The 25,999-nt window shown below is 54.2% G+C and carries 18 protein-coding genes and 1 tRNA gene; 6 read left to right on the top strand and 13 right to left on the bottom strand.

Going from position 1 to position 25,999, the window contains the following annotated elements:
* Positions 1-5 precede the first annotated feature (5 nt).
* The gene (locus L975_RS08980; protein WP_047708223.1) at positions 6-4,310 is read left to right on the top strand and encodes a hemagglutinin repeat-containing protein; all 4,305 of its coding nucleotides are present in this window, start codon (positions 6-8) and stop codon (positions 4,308-4,310) included.
* A 75-nt stretch (positions 4,311-4,385) separates the two neighbouring features.
* Here L975_RS08980 and L975_RS08975 read toward each other — a convergent pair whose 3' ends face one another.
* On the bottom strand, positions 4,386-5,810 hold the full coding sequence (locus L975_RS08975) for an NAD-dependent succinate-semialdehyde dehydrogenase (RefSeq protein WP_047708221.1): 1,425 nt from the start codon (positions 5,808-5,810) through the stop codon (positions 4,386-4,388).
* Between the two features lie 334 nt (positions 5,811-6,144).
* On the opposite strand from L975_RS08975, the gene L975_RS08970 reads away from it, so the two are divergent.
* Together L975_RS08970 and L975_RS08965 are read left to right on the top strand one after the other, a co-directional pair.
* A complete protein-coding gene (locus tag L975_RS08970) occupies positions 6,145-7,260 on the top strand; it encodes a hypothetical protein (RefSeq protein WP_047708219.1) in 1,116 nt (371 codons plus the stop codon).
* A 58-nt stretch (positions 7,261-7,318) separates the two neighbouring features.
* Complete coding sequence (locus L975_RS08965) at positions 7,319-9,910, top strand: toxin-antitoxin system YwqK family antitoxin (RefSeq protein WP_047708216.1); 2,592 nt, start codon at positions 7,319-7,321, stop codon at positions 9,908-9,910.
* Positions 9,911-10,069: 159 nt separating this feature from the next.
* On the opposite strand, the gene L975_RS08960 is transcribed toward L975_RS08965, so the two are convergent.
* Positions 10,070-10,660 carry a molecular chaperone TorD family protein gene (locus L975_RS08960; RefSeq protein WP_010862089.1) on the bottom strand — a complete coding sequence of 197 codons (591 nt, stop codon included), beginning with the start codon at positions 10,658-10,660 and terminating at the stop codon, positions 10,070-10,072.
* 249 nt (positions 10,661-10,909) lie between these two features.
* On the bottom strand, positions 10,910-12,574 hold the full coding sequence (locus L975_RS08955) for a C45 family autoproteolytic acyltransferase/hydolase (RefSeq protein ID WP_052181366.1): 1,665 nt from the start codon (positions 12,572-12,574) through the stop codon (positions 10,910-10,912).
* A gap of 156 nt (positions 12,575-12,730) precedes the next feature.
* Here L975_RS08955 and L975_RS18440 point away from each other — a divergent pair, with 156 nt between their 5' ends.
* Positions 12,731-12,880 carry a hypothetical protein gene (locus tag L975_RS18440; protein WP_156121159.1) on the top strand — a complete coding sequence of 50 codons (150 nt, stop codon included), beginning with the start codon at positions 12,731-12,733 and terminating at the stop codon, positions 12,878-12,880.
* A gap of 143 nt (positions 12,881-13,023) precedes the next feature.
* Positions 13,024-13,527: a hypothetical protein gene (locus L975_RS08950; RefSeq protein ID WP_156121156.1), complete on the top strand. Its 504-nt coding sequence runs from the start codon at positions 13,024-13,026 to the stop codon at positions 13,525-13,527.
* A 248-nt stretch (positions 13,528-13,775) separates the two neighbouring features.
* On the opposite strand, the gene L975_RS08945 is transcribed toward L975_RS08950, so the two are convergent.
* The 8 genes from L975_RS08945 to L975_RS08915 form a co-directional block, all read right to left on the bottom strand.
* Entirely contained in the window at positions 13,776-15,143 is a 1,368-nt protein-coding gene (locus L975_RS08945; RefSeq protein ID WP_047708212.1) for a cation:dicarboxylate symporter family transporter, read from the bottom strand.
* Positions 15,144-15,620: 477 nt separating this feature from the next.
* Positions 15,621-18,179 carry a glycoside hydrolase gene (locus L975_RS08940; RefSeq protein ID WP_052181365.1) on the bottom strand — a complete coding sequence of 853 codons (2,559 nt, stop codon included), beginning with the start codon at positions 18,177-18,179 and terminating at the stop codon, positions 15,621-15,623.
* 120 nt (positions 18,180-18,299) lie between these two features.
* Positions 18,300-19,250, bottom strand: coding sequence for a DUF2861 family protein (locus tag L975_RS08935; RefSeq protein WP_047708211.1), 951 nt, complete (start codon positions 19,248-19,250; stop codon positions 18,300-18,302).
* Entirely contained in the window at positions 19,250-19,921 is a 672-nt protein-coding gene (locus L975_RS08930; RefSeq protein WP_047708209.1) for a response regulator transcription factor, read from the bottom strand. Before L975_RS08930 ends, L975_RS08935 begins: the two co-directional genes overlap by 1 nt.
* The gene (locus L975_RS17255) at positions 19,918-21,507 is read right to left on the bottom strand and encodes a DUF3404 domain-containing protein (RefSeq protein ID WP_052181364.1); all 1,590 of its coding nucleotides are present in this window, start codon (positions 21,505-21,507) and stop codon (positions 19,918-19,920) included. The genes L975_RS08930 and L975_RS17255 overlap by 4 nt, the downstream gene beginning before the upstream one ends.
* A gap of 299 nt (positions 21,508-21,806) precedes the next feature.
* Positions 21,807-21,950, bottom strand: coding sequence for a hypothetical protein (locus tag L975_RS18125; RefSeq protein ID WP_156121152.1), 144 nt, complete (start codon positions 21,948-21,950; stop codon positions 21,807-21,809).
* 12 nt (positions 21,951-21,962) lie between these two features.
* Positions 21,963-22,223, bottom strand: coding sequence for a hypothetical protein (locus L975_RS08920; protein ID WP_047708205.1), 261 nt, complete (start codon positions 22,221-22,223; stop codon positions 21,963-21,965).
* A gap of 668 nt (positions 22,224-22,891) precedes the next feature.
* Positions 22,892-23,212: a heavy metal-binding domain-containing protein gene (locus tag L975_RS08915; RefSeq protein WP_010862098.1), complete on the bottom strand. Its 321-nt coding sequence runs from the start codon at positions 23,210-23,212 to the stop codon at positions 22,892-22,894.
* Between the two features lie 265 nt (positions 23,213-23,477).
* Between L975_RS08915 and L975_RS17250 the strand changes: the two genes are divergently transcribed.
* Positions 23,478-24,575 carry a GGDEF domain-containing protein gene (locus tag L975_RS17250; RefSeq protein ID WP_156121150.1) on the top strand — a complete coding sequence of 366 codons (1,098 nt, stop codon included), beginning with the start codon at positions 23,478-23,480 and terminating at the stop codon, positions 24,573-24,575.
* 56 nt (positions 24,576-24,631) lie between these two features.
* Here the strand turns inward: L975_RS17250 and L975_RS08905 are convergent, their stop codons facing one another.
* Entirely contained in the window at positions 24,632-25,648 is a 1,017-nt protein-coding gene (locus L975_RS08905; protein WP_047708203.1) for a tetratricopeptide repeat protein, read from the bottom strand.
* Between the two features lie 275 nt (positions 25,649-25,923).
* Positions 25,924-25,999, bottom strand: a tRNA-His gene (locus L975_RS08900).

Raw genomic sequence — 25,999 nt, 5'->3', positions numbered from 1 at the left:
AGTGTATGACTCACTTTAAACTTTCAGCTGCCGGCAAACTCACCGTGGCGTTAGCCATTGCTCTTACCGTTACCACGCCGGCCAGTGCCGCGGGGATCATTGCGGGTGGTGCTAATCAGCCACAAGTCAGCACCAATGCGCAGGGAACCGATATCGTTAATATCGTTGCGCCTTCCGCATCTGGGCTATCACATAACCAGTATCAGAACTATTCGGTGGATGGTTCAGGCGCGGTCCTGAACAACGCCCTGCAAGCCGGTCAATCGCAACTAGCCGGTCAACTGCAAGCCAACAGCAATTTGCACGGACAAGCCGCTAAAATCATCCTGAACGAAGTGGTGACCCGTAATCCATCGTTGCTGCTCGGTCAGCAAGAGGTGTTCGGTATGGCCGCCGACTTTGTGCTGGCTAACCCAAATGGCATTACCTGTAATGGCTGCGGCTTTATCAATACACCGCGCTCTTCTCTGGTGGTCGGTAGCCCCAACGTTAGCGATGGCAATTTGCACGGCTACACCACCTTGAATAACCGTAACGCCCTGCAAATTGGTCAAGGCGGGGTACACGGCGCCGATGTGCTGGATCTGATCGCACCGAAAATCGATGCCCGTGGCCCAATTACTGCCGGGCAAGCCATTCACGCCATCAGCGGCCTGAACGAAGTCAGCCGTGACGCTAAAATCACCTACAGCGCCCCTGTCGGCGGTAATGGCCTCGACAGCTATTACTTAGGCGGGATGCAAGCTGGCCGTATTCGACTGGTTAGCACTGCTGCGGGCAGCGGCGTCAACATCAGCGGCGCACTCAAAGCCGCGCAAGGCATTGATGCGGACAGCCGTGGCGATATGACCCTGACTGCCGCCAACTTGCATGGCGGCGACATCAACCTCACCGCCCAGAATCTGACACTGCGCGGCGAAGTACAGCACCACGAACAATCATCTCAAGGCGCGGATAACTACCAAAATTACCGCGGCGGTATCGATCGCGGTAGCCATCAGCAAGAAGAAAGCCTGACCCACAGCAGCCTGCACGGTAATGACATCAAATTAGTCAGCCGGGATAATCAGCACCTCTCCGCCACGGATGTCGACGGCCAGCAAGTCACCCTGCAAGGTCGCAATGTCACCCTCGACAGCCAAGTCACCCGCAACAGTCAGGAAAAGCACGATAACCAGTGGTTCTATTCGTGGGAGCATAACGAGTCATCCTCATCACTGAATGAAACCCAACACGGCACCCAAATCCACGCCGCCAAACAAGCGCAGGTGATTGCCGATCAAGATGTGACCCTCACCGGCAGCCGCATTGATAGTGGCAACGATCTGAGCGTTAAAGCCGGCGGTAAACTGACCTTACAAGGCGCGCAGGAGCAACACCGTAGCCAACACACCCTGTATGTGAAAAATGAAACGGCGGCCCTGCGTAGCGGCACCGAACGCCAAGAAACGCAAGACGATAAACTGCAGCAGGCAGCTCTGCACAGTGGTGGGCATTTAACCTTACAAGCGGGAGATAATCTGCGAGCGGATGCCGCCGATTTGAAAGCCGCCGGTAATCTGAATCTCAGCAGTGCAAAACAGCTGCAACTGGGCATTCAAGAAGTCCAAACCCTGAATGCCAACGAAAATAACCATCGCTACTGGGGTGGCATTGGTGGCGCAAACGAAGCAGAGAAAAGCCGTCGTAGCACACAGGTACAAGGGACACACCTGCAAAGCGGACAAACGCTGACCCTGAACGGTCAACAAGGTGTCGAATTGGTGTCTGCCGATGCGAACGCACGCCAAGGGGCTTATGTCAGCAGCAACGGTGATATTCACATTCGAAGTGCTAGCAGCAGCACACAAGAGCGGGATCACAACCGTACCGGCACTGCATTTAACATCACCAAGCACGCTGAAACCTCTGCTGCGCAGGATACCCGTAATCAAGGCAGTGATCTGCGAGCAGAGCAAGACCTGAAAGTCAGTGGCGGGCAAGACGTCACCTTAACTGGCAGCCGTCTGCAAAGCCAAGGCACCACCGAGATCAACGCGGGCAAAAACCTGCACATTGAGCAAGGCACCAACACTCATCAAAGCAGCAAAGAAACCGCCGACTTGCACGGCACCACCTATGCGCACAAATCTGGTGACAGCGAATACCGCGCCGGCGCAGGTTTAGAGTTCACCCGTGACAGCCACAGCGAAAGCGCGCAAACCGCCGCGCACAGCCAGCTCAGCGGCCAAGACCTGACCTTGAAAGCCGGTGAAAACGTAAGCGTACAAGGCGGTGAGCTGAGCAGCAAACAAGACACCACACTAAGTGGCAAAAATATCGAACTGACCGGTGCGAAAGAAAGTCACAGCCAGCAAGATTCCCATCTGCAAACCGGTGCCGGTATTTATGTACGCGGAGGACTGGATCAAGCAGGCTTAGGCTTAGAAAGCAGCACCACTCACAGCAGTGAGCAAAGTGCGTCGCAAACTGAACAAGGCACCCGTACCCACACCGGCGGTAACCTCACCCTGAACGCCAGCGACACCTTAACCCAACAAGGCGCGCAACATAGCGTGCAAGGCAACTATCAGGAAAATGCCGCGCAAAGCTCGCATCTGGCCAGTGCCAACCATAGCCAGAGCAGCACATCGCACACCAGCGTGACCACCGATCTGGGGGCTGCGGTCGATTACAGCGCTATTACACGCCCTGCGGTGGAAGCGGTGAAAAAGATCACCCATGCGGATGTCGACGGCGGCAAAGCCTCCTTCAATGAAGCGAAACAAGGCATTCCAGAGCTGCAAGGTACGCTGCAAGTGAATGTCGATCACAAGATCAACAGCCAACAGCAAACTACCCAGCAGGGAACTCGTATTCAAGCGGGCAACATTGCGGTGAATACGCAAGGCAAACTGACCGACCAAAGCAGCCAATATCAGGCCACCGCTGGCAATATCGATATCAATAGCGGTAGCTATGAACACCGCGCCGCGCAAGATGAAACCCGGACTCACCAAAGCCACACCACCGGCAATCTGTCGGTGACGGCAGCCACTACCACCGGCGAAGATCTGCGTTTAAGCGGTGAACTTGGCATCAACCATCAAGGTGAAAACCAATCCCAGCAGAGCAGCCATCAAGGCTCTTTGCAGGCCGCGCACAACGTGAATATCACCAGCCACGGCGATAGCACACTGCAAGGCGTCGCAATCAACGCCGGACAAGACGCTAACCTGCAAGCAGGCCAGAAGCTGACTATCCAAGGCGGTGAAAGCCATGGGCAAGGTAACAGCTACCATGCAGGCGGCAGCCTGAATGCGAAAGGCACGGTATTGCCTGTTCCTACCGACGTCAGTGGCGGCGGCTCACTCAATCTGGGTTATGCCAGCAACAGTCAAGATGGTGGACAAAGCACGCAGATTGCCGCTGGTAACAACCTGAATCTGCATAGCGGTCAAGACCTCAGCGTACAGGGCACAGACTTGCAAGCCGGCCACAACGCGGCGCTGCGTAGCGATCAGGGCAGTGTCAGCCTCAGTGGCAGCCAGTCGCAGCAAAACGCGCAAGGCGGCAATATCGAACTGGCACTGAATGCCAACCGCAAACAAACTCCAGCTTCTGATAATGCTGTAACCGAAACAGCACCTAGCACAGCCAGCGCCGTCAGCAAGGTGGTCAAGGCTGGCAGCGGCTCAGTAAAACTCGATGGCAACGTGCACCGCGAAACCCGCCAGCACAACAGCAGCGTGCAAGCGGCTAACGTGACCATCGACAGCGCGCAAGACACTCGCTTGCAAAATAGCAGCGTAAAAGGCGAGCACGTCGCTATCACCAGCGGCGGTAACCTGCAACTCGATAGCCGCGAAGATAGCGTGCTGGATCTGAGCGCTAAACTGAATGCCGGGGCAACCCATACCGATGCCAAGGATGACAAAGGCAATAGCGCGACCCTCGGTCAATCCATCCTGAAAAATGGCACTTTAGATAGCGAAGGCCACGCCCTGCGTAGCCATGAAGTGACCCAGAGCAGCCAAATTGACGCACGCGATGATGTGACATTGCAAACCGGCGGTGAAACGCGCCTGCACGCAGCGCAAATTCACAGCGAGCAAGGTCAGGTTAAACAAACCGGCAGTGCCGCCGTGCTGACCGATAACCAAGGCCACAAAGACGAAGCCAGCTGGAAAGCCGATATCGCCAACAGCCTGCGTCGTCTGTTCGGGGGCAAAGACAGTGAATCAAAAGAAAAACTGCCCGTTTCCGGTCAATATCAACCCACTGATAGCGTAACTCATTCCTCCATTACCGAAGGTAAAGCGCAGTCATAAGCCTGCGCGAGCACATCGCTAAAACACGAACGGGGAGCCTAAGCTCCCCGTTTTTTGTGCAATCAGATTTTCCGCTCACATCCCCAGCAGGACGTATTTGGTTTCCAGATAATCCTCTAAACCGTATTTCGAACCTTCGCGGCCTTGTCCGGACTCTTTCACCCCACCAAACGGCGCCACTTCCGTTGAGATAATGCCGCGGTTAATACCCAACATGCCCACTTCCAGCTCATCGACCAAACGCCAGATCCGCTTCATATTCTGGGTGTAGGCGTAACCGGCCAAGCCGCTCAGGGTGTTATTGGCGCGCGCAATCACTTCATCGTCATGATGGAAGCGGAAACAGGCGGCAATCGGCCCAAACGTCTCTTCCTGCGCAATCAGCATGCTGTCTTGCATCTCACTTAATACGGTGGGAGCAAAGAAATTGCCGCCCAGCGCTTTGCCGCCACAGCGCAGCACCGCGCCCTGCGCCAGCGCATCAGTTACGTGCGCGCTGACTTTGGCTACCGCATCGGCATTAATCAAAGGGCCAATCTCGGTGTGCGGGTCTAAACCATTGCCCACTTGCAAGCGGCTCACCGCCTCCGCCAAACGAGAGGTAAACGCCTCATACACCGTATCGTGGACAAAAAAGCGGTTCACGCATACGCAAGTCTGGCCGGCATTACGAAACTTGGCAGCCACCGCCCCTTCCACTGCCGCATCAATATCCGCATCGTCAAATACGATAAACGGCGCGTTACCGCCCAGCTCCAGCGAACATTTTTTCAAAGTCGGCGCGGATTTTTGCATCAGCATCTTGCCCACTGCGGTGGAGCCAGTGAAGGAAATCTTCCGCACTTGCGAGGATGACAACCACACCTCGCCAATGGCGCGCGCATCGCCGGAGATCATATTCAGCACGCCATCGGGCACGCCAGCTTGCTGCGCCAGTACAGCCAGCGCCAGTGCACACTGCGGCGTTTCTTCAGACGGCTTAACCAGCAAGGTACAACCGGCAGCCAGCGCAGCACCGGCTTTACGGGTGATCATCGCCAGTGGGAAATTCCACGGCGTGATAGCGGCGACAACACCAATTGGCTGTTTGACCACACAGATACGGGTATCGGCCTGCACCGAAGGAATAATATCCCCGTACACTCGCTTGGCTTCTTCGGCAAACCACTGCAGGAAGCTGGCCGCATAACGCACTTCGCCCCTAGCTTCTTGCAGACACTTGCCCTGCTCTTCACTCATCAACACCGCCAGCGCTTCGCTGTTATCCAGCATCAGCTGATACCAACGATACAAAATCTCGCTACGCTGAGCGGCAGGCAACTTTTTCCACGCCGGTAACGCCTGCTCTGCGGCGGTCAGCGCTTGGGCGGCTTCGGCTGCGCTCGCAAACGCAACCCGTGCGCGCACCTCTTCAGTAGCAGGATTAAACACCGGATAGGTATTTTCGGAAGCAATCCACTGCCCACCGATAAAATGGGATTCTTTTAGCAGGTTATTCATCACGTTATCGCCCCATTGTTCTTCTGGCTGAAAATAATAATTTGTATAATAAAAGATTAGGCGTTCGCAGAGATAGCGCTGTTGAAGAGTTCTGTTGTAAGGGAAGATGAGTGCCGATGGATTTTTCTGCTGCGGCTGCCGCCTGTTACCCCGCCCAACATGCCCTGTATCGCACATGAGGCCCAGCAACCCAATAGGACTGGGCTGCCGATATAGCGCCGCAATTCACACACTGTCACGGACATCATCACAGTACATACACGCGTTATACCCTAGCAGGCCACTTTGTTTTTGGCTCTGATCGGTGCCGCAGTATCAGTTAAGGATAATCAGGATGTTGCCATCTTTCGTTGGTCACCGGTCGTGCCGGTCACTCAGTTTGCCTCGTTTGTCTTATCCGGTGCGCCGTGCATGGCTTGGCATTGCCCTCGCCGTCAGCAGCGCGCCCGTCTGGAGCGCCGAGCCGACCACCAGCACACAACCTGCCGCCAGTGCTTCGCTTCCCGCCAGTCAAGACATTAGCTGGCCAGCCGGTTCCCCGCTGACCATCGCACTGGAAAAAGGCCGCTTAAACGTGATTGGCCGCGATGACGATAAGCCTACTGTCACCCTGACCATCGATTCCATGGAGCTCACGCGCCCAGAAAACGACCCGGCACGCAAATTGTCAGAGCTGCCGCCACTAGTGCGCGAGGTACGCATCCAGCCCGAAGGCAAAGGCCAGCGCGTGATTTTACCGACGCCGCCATCACTGGATCTGATGCAAGTCAGCGGCGTTCACGCTAACTTGAGTGTTCCTAAGCACTTTACTGGCGTGCTGAATATCCGAGGGAAGATGGTGGATCTGGATCTGCACTCGTTCTCCGGTACTGTATCGGCCAGCACGTTGAGCGGTAAAACCACCGCCCGCGATTTGCACGGCATTATCCATCTGTACAATCAGCTCGGTAGCCTGCAAACCCACAATCTGAACGGCACCCTGCGTCTGCAACAAGCCGTAGGCGCACTTACCGATACCGCCAGCCAAGGCAAGGTCGCTTATAAGGTTATCCGCGGTCAGCTAACGGTGGATAGCCAAGCCAACGAGATCAGCATCGAACAAATTGACGGCACGCAAAAAATCCAAGCGACACAAGCCACCCGCTTGAGCGATAACCTGCAAACCGGTCAGGCCACACTACGGCTGCCCGCCAGCCTGCAACAGGGCGATATTCAGACCGTCAACGCCGCGCTGTCGATACAAGTCGCGCCAGAATTTGCCGGTACGATACAGCTCAATGGCGGCGCCGGTGGCGACATCGTCAACCAGCTGACCACCGAACAAGCGCAACCTATCCATCTGCCATTGCCAGACAAAGCCCTGACGCTGCAACGCGGCGCTGCCGATACCAAAATCACCGTCAGCACCATCAACAGCACGATCACGCTGCTACCGGCACAGGCACAGTGAGATGCCATCACGCGCACCAATTTTACGCATGTCCGTTTTTAAGACAGGGAAAAGAATGATGGATACCCGATTAGCGCGCAGTCGCCAGCGCGCTCACGCCCGCCTGCTGTTTGTCAGTGGGCTGCTTAGCTGCATCGCCCCGTGGTCGGCGCACGCGGCGCAAGAGAGCGCGGCTGACAGCGCAGTGAACGCCACCGCCACAAGTGCGCTAACCGCGCCGGCCAACCACACAGCGAGCAAATCAGAGCCACCCACGGTCGACAGTTTGCTGCAAAGCAAGCCAGTGCATGGGCCGTTGACACTACCCAATAGCGATGAGCAAGCGACGCTGGGCTTTTATCAACAAGGTACTCAGGTCTACGCCCTGTACAGCCGCCCCGATTATCAAGACGAAAGCCAGACCTATCACGATCTGATTGATAGCTTTACCGATGCGCACATCACCGCGGTATTTTTCCAAGATCTCGATGGCGGCGACAATAATGAAGTGGTGGTGATGTACAAAGATAAGCAAGGTCAACACCTGCGCGCCTATGCCATGATGAATGGCAGCTATATCCCGCTCAACGCCATGCAATCCAAGCTCAATGCGCTAGCGCCCAGCATCCAGCCCTTTACGGTTGCCGCCAGCCGCAAAGCCTTGCGCACCTTACAACCGCAAGATTACCGCGTCAGCTATGACTTACCGGCAGATAGCCCATCGGATATCAAAGCGCTGTTACGTGGCGAACTGCAAAGCCCCGCACAACCGGCCGGCTATCTGGATGAGCAAGGCTACCCTGTTGATAAGGCCGCGATCGCCACATTTGCCATTACCCGTTATCCAGCACTGACGCGCTCCGTCACCACCGCCGATGGCCAAGTCCTGACCTATGTGTTAACCCAAGTGTTAGCCCGTAACGGCGGATGCCAAGGTGAGGATTACAGCTTTAACACCTTGAAAATCGGCTATATGCGCGCCGACCTCCCGCCCGCCACATTTGACTACGACGACGAAGCGTCATTAATCAACCATCCTCCGTCGCCCAAACCCGAGTATGACGGCCCGTATCTGCAATTCAGTGTCACTAACTGCTATGCCATGCCACAGGAATACGGCAACTACGTGCAAGGTAAACAGCAAGGGCGCTGGGAATCTGTCTATCCCGACGAAGGCATTTTGCAATCCGGCGGCAACTATGTTGACGGCCAACGCCAAGGCACTTGGACTGAATGGGATGGTGCCAGCAACAACAATTGGCACGGCCAATATAAAGATAATTTCAAAGAGGGATTATGGCTGCTCACCACCGATAGCCAACCGCCAGTGGTGCTGGCACGGGAAAATTACCGTCATGGCCTGCGTAACGGCCCTGCCGAACGCTATACACAGCTTGCCGAGGATGACGCACCAAGTTCGGCGAACAGCGCCAATGCGCTACGGTTGATCTATAAAGGCGAATACCGCGATGAGAAGAAAGTCGGTCATTGGATAGAAACGGTCGATGGCAAACGCCAAGAGTCAAACTATCAGGATGACGTCCTGCACGGCATGCAGAAAAAGTATAACGCGGACAATGTGCTGATCCAGCAAAGTACCTACCAGCATGGCCAACTACAAGGTGAAATGCGGCGCTTTTATCAATCGGGGCAATTATTGCAAATAACCAATTACCAGCAGGGTCAACCGGTGGGCGAAGAGTTTTATTTCTATGATGGCCAAGTCAAAACCGGCCCATTACGGTCTTGGCAAAACTGGAAACTGATCAAACCGGCTAACCCCAATGCCCACTGCGATCCGCAAGACGAAGAAGATTGTACTCCAGCTGGCAAGCCACGCCCCGTCAGTATTCTCTTCGGCGAACAGCGCGAATATGCGGAAAACGGCCGCCTGACATCTTTGTCTTACCAAGCGGGGGAGACCAAAGAAGGCAATGCCTACCGCTTTAATGATCGCGGCCAATTATACGATGTGTCGGCGTATTATCACGGCAAACAGCAAGGCCTCAGCTCAGGCTATAACGTCGACAAAAAAGAGCCCCGTTTGGTGCGAGTCATGTCGCAATGGGACAACCGGATCTCCGGCGTGAGTTACGGCTTTGATAGCAATAAAAACAGCCTGCGCTACATCGGCCAAGCCTGTCAAAAACCGGATGAAACCTATGCCGGCCAGCCTTATCTCTGGGATAACGCCGGCGCCAGCTGTGGCTCACAATTTACTTTCCATCCGAACGGACAGGTAGAGCGGATCACGTGGAAAGACAGTGGCTGGGATATCACCGAAGTGGTCTACGGTGAAAGCGGTGACCTCGGATTCGAACTGCGCTATGCGGGCAATAATGTCTTTTTTAAAAACCGCTATATGACGGGCAGTAAGAGCGAGTCTATATGGATTACCAAACTGACCAGCCCTAAGACCCGTACCGAGAAAGGTCGCACCTTTAGCATACCGGTCAACTCCGATAGCGACGGGATTGGCTATAAAAAATACTATACCGATGGTCGTCTACTCGATGAGTCCATCTTCAACGGCACCGACCACCACTGCTGGCGGCGTTACTCCAAAGACGGCAGCATCGAGAATAGCAACAACAAATGTGACAGGGTCCCCCCATTGACCACAACCCCAGCAGAGACAGCAAACTCAGCAGAGGTTCCCGTCAGCCAATAAACGGGCGGTGCACATAAACGCGACTGAAAAAATCAGCGATAACTTGCGCTAAATCGCACAAAACAAAAAGCGGCCTTCGTATCTCGAAGTGCCGCTTTTTTATCCCAGTGCATCATTCAGGCCTACCAGCGCCGGTCGACCGGTTACCGCCAGTGCCCCTTAACGGTACAAGCGGATCATCGGCAGACAGATCTCCAACTGATACTCCAGCTCCGCTAAAAAACCGCCTAATATCCGCGACAGCGCGGGGTAAAAATCCCCTTCGGTGGCCTGCTGCAACAGCTGCACAAAGCGCCAACTCCACGGCAACAGATGCTCGCGTAACAGCTCAATCACCGCCTCTTCGCGCTCTTGCTCCAGCAGATAGGCCAGCGTCAGCAACATCAGACCGATATGGTCTTCCGGCTCACCGGCAGTGTGGTGCAATAACAGTTGCTGAGTCTGCAAAAAAGCACGATAGCGCCGCGTCGAGGCCGCATCCAGACGGTTTTCCGCATCCTGATAGACCGAGCCCCACGGCGGAACTGGTGCCAAACCCTGCTCCGGTGCGGTAAACAGCACCCGAAACGAATAGGCTTTATCTTCCGTGGTCAAGTGCAACACGCGACACCAATACGGAACTTCATCTTCCTCTGGCCAATCGGCCAACTCCGGCAAGCGGGTCAACGCCGCCAAAAATGGCTCCGCTGCCGCCGAGTCCGGCGCATAATACAACAATCCACCCAGAATGCGGGCTACACTGGCACTCATAACGGCCCCTGCTCCTGTAGGCATCAGCGGTAACGATGTCGGCCTGATCCGCCTTTGCGTTACCGGCACTCCTGTCCGCAGCGCAGTTTCCCGCTACGGACAGACTCATCCTTGTATTTGAACATCACTCTTGTTAAATAAGCCTCCGCGATCAGCGGCGCAGAGCTTTATTCGTATTACCTTACGTCAGACCCTATTTTATCTGCAACTGGGCATAGCAACATTTTGCTCACATACCGCATCAGTTGTTCATTCTATAAACGGCATGCTCACCCACGGCTCTGATGGACGACTTTTCAGGAAGTCACTTTCCCATGCCCACTGCTGATGTGCCCGCAAAAAAGCCGGTGCATCAAAGGCATGCCCATTCGCTCGGCCAAAGCGCGCGATAATCGTCAGCTGCTTAATATCCTGAGCATCGGCCACTTTACCGTCGACAGAGCCCGCCGGTTGATACGGCACATTCCACACCGCATTCGGGTCAGAGACATACGGTTGTGGATCTTTATCGTACTCGGCGCAAATATCACGTGATGACGGATGATCAGCTTTATTCAGGTAGACATCGTAGGTGTCGGCCAACATCGCTTTACCGACCTCGGTATTGATCTTGCCGTCATATTTTTCCATCAGCTGGATCCAGCGCAAACGGCGCGCCCCCTCTTGCTGACGGATATCGTTGTAATCGGAATCCGTGCCTTCGATATACCGGATCCGTGGATCTGCCGAGACGTTTTCACCGGTGTAATAGCCTGACGCCGTCTCGTTAAAATACTGGTACACCCGACCTTGGCCAAACTTAGCAATCCGGTTGTTATTAATATCGCCAATCAACCAAGTATTAGCATAACCGCCGTTATTGCCCTCTTGCATCAGCTGCACCCACTTATCAATGTTGGGCGCATACTGTGCAGCTTGCCGTACCCGAATAAATTCAGGGATCCCGCCTGCACTCCAATCTGACACATTGGCAATGGTGGTTTCGACAAACGCCAGCCCAGCACCGGTTTCCCAAAAATCGGTACCGGACTCAATCATGCCCGGCACAGTCTGGAAGGCCATCTTGTAGCCTTTATCTGGCGTGATATTCAAAATCACATTATCAAATTGCCCCGACCAGAAATCATCGAACGTTTCATGCCCAATCACGATCCCCTTGCCAGCAGTGGCCTTACCGGTCGCCACAAAGGCGCTGCAATTACCGTGCGCCTCAGCGCGCAGTGCGGGCGCAGCCAACTGCCCCAGATCTTGCTTGTTCACACTGGGATAAGGCGACGGAAATTTCGAAGCATTAATCAGCCCCGGCTCCACCCACTTGCTGTACTCTTGCATCCCCACTGAAGGCCACCAATAACCGGTCAGCTCAATCAAATCGTTCCAAGTAACAATGTCATCCAGCGAAACCTGCAGCCCCGCAGCGCTCAGACCATCGGCCACCCCTTGCATCTCTTGCAACAACTCGGCGGGGATCTTCCCTTCGGTCTGCTCTATCGCCGCTTTCTTCCACGCGTGATAAGGCACACCGGAGGTTAAGTAGGTCATGCTCCATAACCCTGTCCACGCCGATTTAAAATCGGGCGCAATCAGATAGCCATATTGAAAGCCACGGGCATAGGGGTCGCCTTTAATCCCCACATGCCACCAACCGGCTTTTTTCTCTAACTTGCCACCCGCCAGCCATTTTTTCTGCTGTTCGGTCAACGCCTTTTGATACAACTCACCGGCTACCGGCTGATTAATTTCAGCCGCCGATTCAGGCGGAATATAGTTCTCTTGTTGTTGGTTAACCGCAGGCGCTGCCTGCGCAGCTAATCTCGGGGTAGCCAAGGCCGGAGTGGCCAACATCAGGCCGGCCATGCTCAGCGCTGCCGCCACTGATCCGGCCAACCGAGAAATTCGGTGATTTGCATTCATGTTCAATAACTCCCTCTGCGAGCCCACAGGCACAGCACATTGCGTGGAAAGACGGGGCGAGATCTGAATATCACGCTACTGCGCATGACTATGCGCGCATAACCGGCAGGAAATCCTGTACCGCACCATGTACGAATGTAAGCAGACACACAAACTGTGTCTGGTCGCCGAGGGAAAAGCCAAGCAAAAGAAAATAAAATCAAAGGGATGAAAAGCAAAAAGCGGCTTTTATTTGCAACGCCACGCTATCTGCTGAAGCACAATCCCACCACTTTCACAGATAACAACATTCTGTTGCAAAAATAAGCGAAATGCGCAAATCTCATGCAGAGGGGCCACGCATCAACCATACTTAACGCTAGGCAAACCGACAGCCAGCAGCGTAATCGGTGATGGATAGCGTAAGCCCATTCACGGACGAATTTTCCTCTTCGATAGGCGGTGTGACTATGCAGACAGTATCTTTCTCCGTTATGTCGCAAGCTCTTAGCCTGAGCGCGACAACACAACATCTCCGGCATGCAAGCGTACGCGGCTTGGCGCGGTGTACCGCTCTGGGGCTAGCCTTGCTGGCATGCGCGTTACCGACGTATGCCGCAACGCAAAGCGATGCCAGACAAGAGCAAGTGCACTATGAGTGCGGCGTATTTACCCCACAAGCGGTAGAGGCTACCTATCAGTACAGTGAAAGCGGCCCACAGCATGTGGTGTTACGTTATCAGGGTGCAGAGTTGATATTGCCCTATGTCGAGCGCAATGGGCGCGTGCTGACTTTTATCAGCGAAGGACACAAGTGGGAAGTCGACTACCCGCATCCTGCGGTCCCCGGCCCACTGGATAATGGCCGCCTATCACAGCGTCAGCCACATCAAGTCAAAGGCTGGCTCTTGGCTATCGAACAGCCATTAGAGCGCGAATGCATGGCGCATACCCAAGTTGCCACCAGCGGGTGAAATGCACGCCAGTACTGGCAGAACGCGATCTTGTGCGCTGACGAGAAGATTGGCCGCGGATCTCCGCGGGTATCAATCAAGCGCATATGAATTACAGATGAATAAATAGCTCAGCCAAAAACAACCACGCCGCAGTCAGAACGCCCGACAGCGGCGTTTTTTTATCTTTAGCGCATGTATTTAGCCATGCGATTCAGCATACCTTTTGGCCACAAGGATTATTGCCACAAAGGTTATTACGACAAAAGTTATTGCGACAAGGACTCGGCCTGCTGCGGCGTGGATGGCTCGATATTCAGCACCCGATTGGCAATGGTTGCCGCTATGATCGACCCATTCACATTGAGCGCCGTCCGCCCCATGTCCACCAACGGCTCGATCGCCATTAACACCCCCACCAGCGCAATCGGGAAGTTCAGCGCCGACAGCACAATCAAGGCCGCAAAGGTACCGCCGCCGCCAACACCGGCCACGCCAATCGAGCCCAGCGCAATCGCCGGTAGCAACGTGGCTAAAAATGCCGGATCGAGCGGGTTAATCCCCAAAGTTGGCGCAATCATCGCCACCATCATCGCCGGATAAATGCCCGCGCAGCCGTTTTGCCCCATGTTGGCACCAAACGACGCGGCAAAGTTAGCAATACTGTCTGGGATCCCCATACGTTTTTGCGCTTCGATACTGAGCGGAATCGACGCGGCGCTACTGCGAGAGATAAAGGCAAAAGTCAGCACTGACCAAACATTTTGCAGATAATGCAGCGGATTTTTTCCCAACAGCAACAAAATCAGCATGTGCACCACAAACATCAGCAGCATCGCGGCGTAACACAAACCGATAAAACTCAGCAGGCTCAAAATATCTTGCAGACGGTAATGCGCCACCACGTTGATCATCAGCGCCATCACCCCATACGGAGTCAGGGCAATCACGGTGCGAACCATCTTCATCACCCACAGCTGCACGGCATCAATGCCTTTACCGATCAGTGCGCCTGCCTCCGGCTTATCATGACGCAGTTGCAACAACGCCACCCCAGCCAGTACCGAGAAAATCACCACCCCAATCACTGACAGTGAACGGCTACCGGCCAGATCGGCAAACACATTGGTGGGGATCAGCGATAACAACAATTGTGGCAGACTCAAATTCTGCACTTCTGCGGCGCTGCTTTGCAGCTCAGCGCTATTTAGCACGCCGTGGCTGAGCAGCCCTTGCGCGGTCAAACCGCCAAGCGAGGTCGTCAGCACGCCGACAAAACCGGCGATCATCACCAACACCAGCATTGCCGCAATCACCACCGCGCTGATCCGCCCCAGCGAACGGGCATTTTCCAGCTTATTAATGGCCGACAAGATGGAAATGGCAATCAGCGGCATCATCACCAACTTCAGCAAGCTGATGTAGCCGCCACCGACAATTTTCAGCCAGCTCAACGCCAGCACGACCTGCGGATCATCGGCGCCAAAGAAATACTGCATGCCGGCACCAATGGCGACACCCAATACCAAACCGATTAATACCAGACGGGATAATTTACACTCTGCGGCCTGCAGTTTGATTAACAGCCAGCAGCACAACAGGAAAAGGGTACAAACAGAAAGGGTTAACCAGGGCATGTTACACTCGAAATAGCCTTGCAGGTCAATACTGCAAATTATTCATTACTATGAGAGCGCCGTGTTCAACAGACGGCACTGCCTGTGCTTACCGCCGCGCTAATCGCGCGGGCAGCTTTCTGCCTTAACTTGTCGAAAGACGAAATTAGCGAAGTCGAAATTGGCAAACCCGAGAAAAAACGCATTTATCTCTCGCTGCCGTATACGAATAACATCGAGGTAAGGCAGAAATACACGCCGGTAGTTTATTCCTCTTGTTTCACATAGTCACAATAAAAAACAATATAAACAGGACGATAAACCAACGTTATCCCCACTCATAATCAGATAACTAGCATATTGCTCGATAAATAGCCGCCAAACAGGTATGTATTGGCCTGTGTTTGGGCGGCTATTGCGTTTTTATCGTGGGCACAGATTGGCAACACCAATACCGTTTTTCTAACGGCAATTCATTCTGCGCACGATAATGCGGTGTTACTGCGATTTGACGTTTACCGCCTGCGACTGCCAGCGAATTTGCTCACCAGAGGCCAACTGCGCCAGTACACTGAGTGGCGGCAAGGTGTTGCCCGCTACCTGCTGCGCTTGCTGACTAAAATTGGCGGTAATCAACGAACCATCACTGAAACGTGTTTGCTGAACTAGCCCATCGGCGGTCAACCAGCGTAACTGCTCCAGTTGCTTATCCCACAGTTGGCGGTGCAACGGTAAAAAGGCGTGCTGATAATGTTGCAGCGCCTTAATCCGCGCACTACCGGCTTTCGCCGTATTGCGATTTAAGTGCACCATCGGCGGTGTGTTGTAGAGCATCGCGGTGATATCACGCCAGCCTTGCACATCACTGAACTTCAGGCTGTCGCTGTGCCAGTGGTGGCTGCTGATGATCTCGTCATGAAACACCGCTTGATACAGCGGTAATCGGTATTGCGGCGCAAACAACAGCTGCTGATACGGCGCTTTAACCTGTGCCGGACGAAAGAAAAAGTCTGGCTGATTATGCGGATACCACGCACCGAGAAAATACGGCGACTGACGATTTTTGGTCATCTCCGGATCGCCCCAGCCAAACCCGACCGTCTCCAGACCATGAGCAAAGGCCAAGCCACGTGCCGTCACCGCATTGCCGTCTTCCGAGCCAGTCACCCAGCCTTGCGCCGCGAGCCATTGCAAACGCGCGTTAAAATCTGCCGCCATCACACTGGCATGCTGATCCAACGGCGGCTGGGCGTTTGGTTTTGACTGTTCTTGTGACTTGTCTTTTGTCTTCTGTTTTGACGCGAGAGCGCTGCGTGAACGGTAATCATTCAGCGCCATACCAGCGGCATCGACATCCATAAACAGGCTATTAAACTTGCCAGTCTGCATCAGCGCCTGCACCCGCGCCTCGGCATACGGACGGATACAGCCCGGATTCAAATAACTGCCTTTACCACGAAAACCAGGTAGCGGCTGACCGTCAGCTTGGATAATGCCGCAGCGTTGACGCCATGCATCGGGGATCTGCGCGCTCAACCAGCTGTCATTAACCCCCGCCGGAATGGCCGTACCATACGAGTCATAACTGGCCAACACATACCCTGCCGCCCGCCCCGCCTCAACCACCTGCGGCTGATAAAACGCCGGCATCCAGTTATCTAACCCTAACCACAGATGAGTTAATCCGGCTTGTTGCAACGCGGTCAGCATGCCCTGACTCAATCCGCTGCCCCACAGATTATCGGCCAGCAACCAAGCACTGGCGTGCTGGCGCAGATAGGCACGCCGTTGCTGCGCCGCCTGAAATTGTGCCGCGATACTCTGCGCACCTTCCGCGCGCGGTAATGACACCGGAAACTGCGCATTCAATGCCTGATTAAGCGCCTCGACCAACACCCGGCGCGTATAGCGATTGGCCGGCTCTTTTGCGCTAGCTAGCGGCGTCAGCTCACGTCGTGTCGCGGCATCAAGATGACGGGCTAATTGCGGATCACTGAGCAAAAAGGTGGCTAACGCAGGCCAGTTGGTCACATCATCCACATCAATCAGATCGCGGCCAAACAGGTAGACGTGCGAGGCACCGATTAATTTGGCCACCTCGGGGTTAGCGGCAATCTTGGCACTTAACGGCTCGCGCAGACCAACCTCTTGCCGCCACTGCCGATAACGGCGCGCACCAGACAGCCAATCATTGCCGGTATGCAGCAAAACCGTCAGCTCGGGGGCCGGACTAAGCGGGTCAAAACGATGCTCAGCTTGCATCGCCACGTTGCCATTTTGACGGGTAGCAAACGCCAACTGATTATCAAACGGCGTGAGTAAAATCAGACTGGTATAGGGCGCAGCGTTTGCACTCGTTGTGGTAGCGTGAGTTGAAGTTGTTGCCGTAGCGGCCGTATTCGCCACACCTATATTGGCAGCACTTAAATTAGCCAAACTTAAGCGCAACGTCCAAAACGGGAGTTTCAAATCTTGAGTGGTATTGCTGCCATCGTAAGATTGCTGCAAAAACGTCGCCCAGCGCCGATCGGTAACCGGCACCCGCATCCCTTCACTAAACGGCAATGCCAGCTCACTGACCTGCGGTGCGAGGCTAAACCAGCGCAGTGTTATGGGGGCGCCCTCTAGCGAACGCGCGCGCACCGTCAATCGCACATCACCATCTTCACTGCGCGCCTCGACTACCGCCTGTGGCCACTGCCACTGCGCCCGTGTCGCTTGTACCTGCAACGCGCTGACCGCGCGCTTTTCGCCCCCATCACTCACCGGATATGCGACAGGCGCATCTTGCCCTGCCGCATCTGGTAGCCAGCTAATCGCCAAGGTCTGAGGTTCAATCAGATACTGACCACCGGTTGCCGGCAAACTGATAGCGGGTAGGATAGGCTGCGCATACAGCGGCTGCGCTGCTAACACGCCACTTATCAGCAACGCCGCGGTACGCCAAGCTGAAGGACGCAAAAATAAAAGTCGCAAAACTAAGCGCGACGGTATTTTTCTGGTCGATACCAACAGCGAACCTGCGCCAAACAAACTGCGCAAAGAGATAGACAACATGACGATATTCCTTGTAGTAGGCGATACCACCGTATTACAGCGCATACCAACCGGCCAATTGTCATCGCAACGTCATCAATGCACGCTCGCGTTACTCATCGCGTGCAACATGTTGCTGTCTTACTGCTCCCCTTGCGCGCTGCGCACCCAGCGTAGCGGTAAGGTCAGCCGCTGCTGCTCAGCAATGCGCAGTTGTCCTTGATAGCGGGTCTGCGTCACCACCGCACTCAGCCACACCGCCTTGGCGGGGATCGTCTCTGGCAATTGCGCCGCGCCCTGCGCATTTAACCGGATCGGCCACGGCGCACCGAGCAAACGATATTCTGCATCAAACCACTGCCACTGCAACGAGACCGCCGGACAGCTGCGTACCGTCACTGGCGGCGTCAGTTGCAGTCGATTACCCTGCCCGTCCAACTGCACCCAGCGCTGCTGCGGCCATGGGGTTAGCAAAATCGACTCTGTCCCCACGCTTGGCCCCGCACTTGGCGCCGTGGCGACTTGCGGCTCCGATGGGTTCGATGATAGAACCGAGCGCGTGATCTGATATACGCCAGAAGGCAGTGGTGCGGAAAGCTCAGCGCTTTCTAACTCGATGTCCTCAGCCTCTTGCTTGGCGTGATTAGCCGCGCTCACCGCTGCCGCGTCCGGCGTCAAACGAACGGTTGTCGATGCCCCTTCCAGCTGCATAGCCTGATCGGCAGCGCTGCTCCAACGCACCTGAAATGCTTGATGCTCCCCGCTGCTACGCTGCTGTAACGATAAGCTGGCCGGACTGTCCGTCACCGATGGCAACAAACGGCCACACTCACTTTCTTCCAAAATAGCCTGATACAACGGCTGCCAAGCACTGACCGGTACCGACTGCGCGCGCACCGCCGACAGCAAATACTGCCACGCCAGCGCACTATCGCCAGCGGCCAAGGCTTGATAGGCCGGCGTCAAAGCGCTCGCAGCAAACCAGCTACCGGCAAAGCCACTGTCGGCACGAGCATTCACGCTGCTGCCGAGCACGCCAGCCAACAGCAGCCCAGTCATCACCGGTGACCGAAAAGTTTGTCGGATTCTCATCATCTCTCCTGTGCATCTGCGGGATTCAGGCGATAGCCCATGCCGCGGACGGTATCAATGTGCAATAGCGGCAATTTGCGGCGTAAATTCAAAATATGGTTATCGACCGTGCGGGTCGACGGAAAGGCCTCATACCCCCACACCAGATTCAGCAGTTCATCACGATGAAACACGCGCCCACACCCGCGCAGCAGCAGCGCCAACAAGCTGAACTCTTTGGGTTTTAATGCCACTTCCTCGCCATCAAGCCATGCTTGCTGACGAGCCAGACTCACCGTCAGCTGCTGCGGGCCAACCCGATATTGCAGCAACACTTCGCCGACCGGACGCAACTGAGCACGAACGCGCGCCAGCAGTTCAGCAGCGACAAACGGTTTGAGCACATAATCGCGCGCCCCGGCTTGCAAACCCGCGATCCTGTCTTCCACCTCGGTGCGCGCAGTAAGCACGATCACCGGCAGCGCCTTGAGCGACAGCCAATCCGGCAACCACTGCAAACTATCGCCTTCGGGCAATTGGCGATCCAGCACCACCAAGTCGGCACGCATCCAGCACTCCGCTACATCTGCGCAGCGACGCACCCAGCTCACCTCCAGCCCATCTTGTTGCAAACAGGCCGCCACCCCTTCGCCCAGCGGAACATCATCTTCCACCAGCAATATCCGACTCATCGTGGTAACTCCAAGGTATAGCGGGTTGGACGGCGCTGTACGCGCAATCGTCCGCCGGCGCGTTGCATCATGCGCCGCACCAAAAATAGACCAATCCCCATGCCTGATTCGTGCGATGTGGTTGCACTCGAAATAGCACGCGACGCTCCCTCACCCGCATCTTCCACCGTCAACGACAAACGCTGCGCTGATAATTGCACCCGCAAGGTGATCGGTGCACGGCCATGCTGCAGAGCATTGCGGATCAAGTTATCCAAACACAAGGCCAGCCAATAAGCTGGTACTGTCACCGGCTGAGACTCAATCGCCGCCGAGTCAACATCGACAGTCAGCAAATCGGTGTATTTCTCGGTCACGCCTTCCAGCCACTCGTCCAGCAGCACTGTCTGCGTTGGCCAACGCGCCCGGCCGGATAAGCTTAAAAACTCGCGACTGGTTTGCGTCAAACGCGCCAAGCGCGCCCCATCACCTAACGCACGCCCCAACGCCAGCTGGCCCGCCGGAGACAACGCGGCATACTCATCGCGTAACGTCTCGAATGCGAGCGCTAAACTCGCCACCGGAGTGCGCAGTTCGTGCGTTAATAATTGCAGCACAAAGCGGCGCTCCTGCGCGGCCCGCCGCCGTAACCACAATAAACGCGCCACCCACAAGGCACACAGCGCCAACGCGCCCCACAGTAACCAACCACGATTAAAGCGCGCGGGAGCAGGCTGCACACACAGCGCCCCCACCGGCAGCGGACACTGCGCCACGCTATCGCGCGCCACCAGCGTAATCCCCGCTTGATGCGCCAACGCCTGCCACTGCGCGCGCTCAAGTCGCTTAAGCCCAACCGGGCTGCTCAGCCACAAACGCTCGGCACTATCCAGCGCCCAGCTATCGCCACTGAGTAGCGTATCGCGCTGCGCTGGCGCTAATGCCGCCAACGCCTGATGCAACGGATGCGCGCTGTCGTCCACACTCAGCCAATTGGCATACTCTGACCGCAGTGTTGCCATGGGAGCCGCAAGCCCCCGCGCCTGTAACCAGCGCAGATAACGATCCGCATAGCTGCCACCGGCAGGATAACGTAGCGGCGCTTGAGTCAAAAAGGGGCGTAATTGCGCTGTCGATAAAGGCTGGCCCTGACACAGCGCCGCCTCAAAGCGGTACGCCTTATCCAGCCCAGCAGGCAACGTCACCGGCGAGGCATTATCAATGGTAAGCGGACAATCTCGACTAAAACGGTAGAGCGCGCGCAAGGCCGACCAACCATACTCTGACGTCATCGGATACCGGCTACCACTTAGCAGCAGCCCCTGCGGAAACTGATTCAACGTCTGCTGCGTCACCACCGTGGTCGCACGGCTCTCGGCGCGCTGACTAAACTGCTGCCATTGAGGCAACAAGCGTTGCGCCAGATTATCCCCCTCACCGAGATGCACGGCTGGTGCGGCTAACGCGCTAATCGGCAAGCTGAGCGCCCAAAGCAGACCTAACATTCCCAACAGAGCCGACTCCCAAAACATATTGGGCAACGTATAGCGTGCGCGGGCATACGTCCATCGCGTCCAGCGGGTTTGATCGCGGCAATCCTCAGCCATCGCTCACGTACTCATAAAAAGAAAAGAAAATTATACGCATAAATTCATGGCAACGGCAGGCAGCTCTCTCGCCACAGCAAGGCGCAGATCCAGACCCTAGGCAACAGACACGCAAAGCACAACGAAAAGGAAAGGGATGAATAGAAAAAGCAGCAGAAGAGAGAAAAACGAAAGCCGCCCTAAACAGGACGGCTTTTATTGGGAGAAATCGGCTTTGTTGAGCACAGTGTCAGACACTGTTACCACCATCCGTCTCACCGTTGCGGAGAGTGCTCGTCGGGATGGTCGTCGGTCACCAATCACATTACCTCGGCAAAGCAGTTAGATTCCATTTTCTTAGCCACAGCAAACACCTGACCTTTCGCGGCATGCGGCTTTAACTGTGCCAGTTCACCATCATTCAGCGGATGGGTTTGCTGATGATCTGGGTGTGGCTTGGACACAGTCCACTGATGCTAACCACTGCTAAATACCAGCGTCTTGCCTTGTGCTTGATTTACCGGCAGTACCAGCTCTTGATCCGCATACTGCAGAGTCACCTGAGTCACTTGATCACCGGCATAGTGATAAGTCGCATTCACTGGGTTTGGATTAAACACCCCACAGCTGTACTGAACTTGCTGTTGAACCACTTCAACGTTTTGCGCACTGGCCGGAGCCGCCGCAGCCAGCAGCATGGTCGTTGCCGCAGCCAATACACTCATATTCATCGTCATGTCACATATCCTCATCAATTAATGTCTTCATTACAGGTTCTACACCACCGTCAGACCGCTATGGCCAATAACGCAAATGGTGTCGAGAAACATATTATAAATTGAATAATTACGCTCAATTTATGAATACATATTTATTTATGAGGTATAAGACATCAAGTAACTTAATGTAACAAAATGTTTCCTTGGATTTTGTGGCGTGATGAGGTTCACAAAACAAAGGGTGGTGAAAATGAAATGTAATTGAAAATCAATCAATTAAAGCCGAATGAGCGATCTGTGCTATTTTCTGGCCGATAAAAGAAATCACAGTAATAGACATGTAGTCACGCAACAAAAGTGAATTTAAATGCTATTTTTAGCCGCGCATACTCACAAGCAGCATACTAACCGCCCCCACACAAATTGCATACATATTCGTTACTGATATTTCCATTTATGACTGGCAACCGCGATTTACCGTGTAATACCGCCAGCAACAGCACAAACCTAAAAGACGTAAAAGCCAGAAAAAAGGGAAAGGGAAAGGGAAAGGGAAAAATTAGCGCACAATAGCTAACCACCAAACCCACACACCGCGCAAAATCACAATAACGCCCCAGTCAGCTTCGCGCGCCTAGGGGCAAACCCGCCGCACAAGCACACCTAAGCGTGCCTGACAAAAGAGATCACTCGACCCGTACCGCCGTTCCCGTAACACTGACCATCAACATCCCACCATCTTTACCGACGGTTTCATAATCCACATCGATGCCCACCACCGCATTGGCGCCTAACTCTGCCGCCTGCGCATTCATATCGGCGAACGCCATTTCGCGCGCTTTACGCAGTTCATCTTCATACGCACCAGAACGGCCACCGACAATGTCACGGATCCCCGCTAAAAAATCCTTGAAGAAATTGGCCCCCAAAATCGCCTCTCCGGTGACAACGCCGTGATAAGAGCGAATAGTGCGCCCTTCCAATGAAGGGGTGGTCGAATTAATCATCTGCATACTCCTAAAATACCCTATTGCGGCATTTATCATGCGCCATAATTTGGCATTACACCACTGCGGTTAAAACACCTTGGCTTATTCCATTGTAAAGCCCGTTTTATAAACAACATACCGCATTATTCTTATGCTAGTTTAACTATGGTTAATAGTTATTAGCAGATACTGGTTAATGTCTAACGCTGCGCATTATAAAAACACTATGTTGCATAATTATATAAATAAACGCTGATCTCAGCGGTATATCAGAGAGGTTACCGTGAAAAGAAAAAAGAGATCATTTCTTCTCAGCGCATTGGCCATCGTGTTGCTGGCCAATACGATTTATTTTCTTATTGGCCACACTCTACTCAATGATAACGACAGCCTAAAAATTAAAATTGACTCTCTGTTGCAAAAAACCATCCCCGCCTTAAATTTATCCGGCTCGTTAATGATGTCGACCGACGAATTACGCTACGCCTTGTTAGATCTTCGTCTGCAAGGAAAACCGTCTGCCCAGATCCGCAACAGCAAAGAGCAACAAGCCGTCAGCACCGCCATTACTGACTATTATCCGCTGATTGAATCCACCGAAGAGCACCAAATTTATCGCCGCCTGCAAGATAACTGGCTCCTGTATCTCGATGGCCTGAACGAGCAGGTGCAAAGCGAAACAGACTTTCTCCGCAGTATCGATTACCTGCGCAAAATCGATAATCTCAGTTACGCTCTAGTGCAGAAAAATAATGACTATATTGGCGAGATCCGCTCCCACGAAAACCAATCGCATTTAAAAGCCGCACAACTGTTTGGCTATGGATTTATTTTTAATCTCATCTTCCAAGCGATTGCCGTCACCCTGCTGTATCGGCTGTATATCAGTAAAAATGACGCCATCTTATCCGCTGAAGTTGACCCACTAACCGGTATGTATAACCGCCGCAAAATTGCGCGTATCTGGGATAAAATTAACATCCACAACAGCGCAATTGTGGTACTGACCGATATCGATTTTTTCAAAAAGATCAATGACACCTATGGCCATGATGGCGGAGACTTTATTTTGCGTGAGGTTGCCTTGCTATTTCAGCAAATTATTGGCGAGCAAGGTGTGATAGCCCGTGTCGGTGGAGAAGAGTTTGCTTTTTTATTCAAAAAACATACTGTCGATCAAGCCTTTGCATTAGCCGAACAGATTCGTGAGAGCGCCGAACAGCGCCAATTTGACTATAACGGCACCCCAATTCAGCTAACGTTATCCTTTGGGATTGCCCGCGCCACCAGCAAACATGATAGCTTTGAAAAAGTGTACTCAGCGGCGGACCGTCTGCTGTATCAGGCTAAACACAGCGGCAGAAATCGCGTCTGCCGCTAAAAACGCCATGAGCCAGCGCAGCAAAGGCCGAATCAATACTGATCCGCCCTAGCCTCTTACGAAGCTTTAGCTTCAAAGCGCAGCAAATATTGCTGCGTCAGACGGCGCGCATCCACCAACTGGCTTGGCGTCATCTCTAACTCCACATCTTCGCGGGTCGCCAGCGCCCCTTGCAAACCATTAGCACCCGCCACCGATAACCACGCATACGCCTGCACAAAATCGGTCGACGTGCCTTCACCGTTGGCATACATCAACGCCAAACTATACTGCGCATCGGCATCATTTTGCAGTGCCGCTTGCTGATACCAGTACACAGCTTGCGCATTATCCTGTGCAACGCCTTGACCGGCGGCATACCACAGCGCCACGTTATATTGCGCCTGCACATCGCCTTGCTCAGCCGCTTGGCGATACCAATCAAATGCCTTTTTATCGTCGCGCCGGATCCCTTGCCCATTGGCATACATCGCGCCCGCATTACATTGCGCCACCACATCACCCTGCTGCGCCGCTTTCTCATACCAATACAGGGCTTTTTTGGCACTCACCGGCACCCCGCGCCCCTGTTGAAACAGGCGCGCTAAATTATTCTGAGCCTTCGCGTTGCCTTGCTCGGCGGCTTTTTGGTACCAATTGCGCGCTAGGTCATCATCTTGCGCAACGCCCAAACCGTTTTCGTAGGCACTGCCCAGATTGTACTGCGCCAGCGCAAAATTCTGCTGCGCCGCCTTCTGATACCACAATACAGCTTGCGCCGGATCTTGCGCCACCGCGCGCCCCACACTGTAGAAAATCCCCACATTGTACTGCGCTACCGGCTCACCTTGGTTCGCCGCTTGCTGATACCAGTACAACGCCTGCGCATCATCTTGCTCCACGCCGACACCATCGTCATAACGCACCGCTATCGCAAACTGCGCTTCCACATTCCCTTGCTTAGCCGCCGCCAGCGCCACCGCAACGGGCTTTGGCCACCACGGGTTAATCTGCGCCTCTTGTTCGGCATGCGCCACATTAGCCTGCCCCAGCGTTAGCGCACTGAGTAACACCGAAAGCACTCGTTTTTTCATGAGATCCCACTGCTTTTATTTTTTTGTCAGACAATATTTTATCGCGGCAACTGCCTGATTGCTGATGCTTTTCCGTGGCAAAACCCGTTATCTGCCGGTGAAAACAGCAAAACGTTAGCCAGATCACAGCTAAAGATAGAAGACAGAAGGCAGAAGGCAGAAGACAGAAATAGCAGGGATATAACAGCGATAGAAAAACAACGCGAAGAAACACAAAGAATCGTAAAGCTATAGAGGGAAAAACAAAGAAGAGATTCGCAAGGAAGCGAGAAGAATGGGGTGGCTGATGGGGCTCGAACCCACGACAACTGGAATCACAATCCAGGACTCTACCAACTGAGCTACAGCCAC

Origin of the sequence: Plesiomonas sp. ZOR0011, from assembly GCF_000800945.1 — a bacterium.
GTDB lineage: Bacteria > Pseudomonadota > Gammaproteobacteria > Enterobacterales > CAMTGL01 > Plesiomonas > Plesiomonas shigelloides.
Note: the sequence above shows the minus strand (reverse complement) of the source record. Positions and strands in the feature narration are given on the sequence as shown.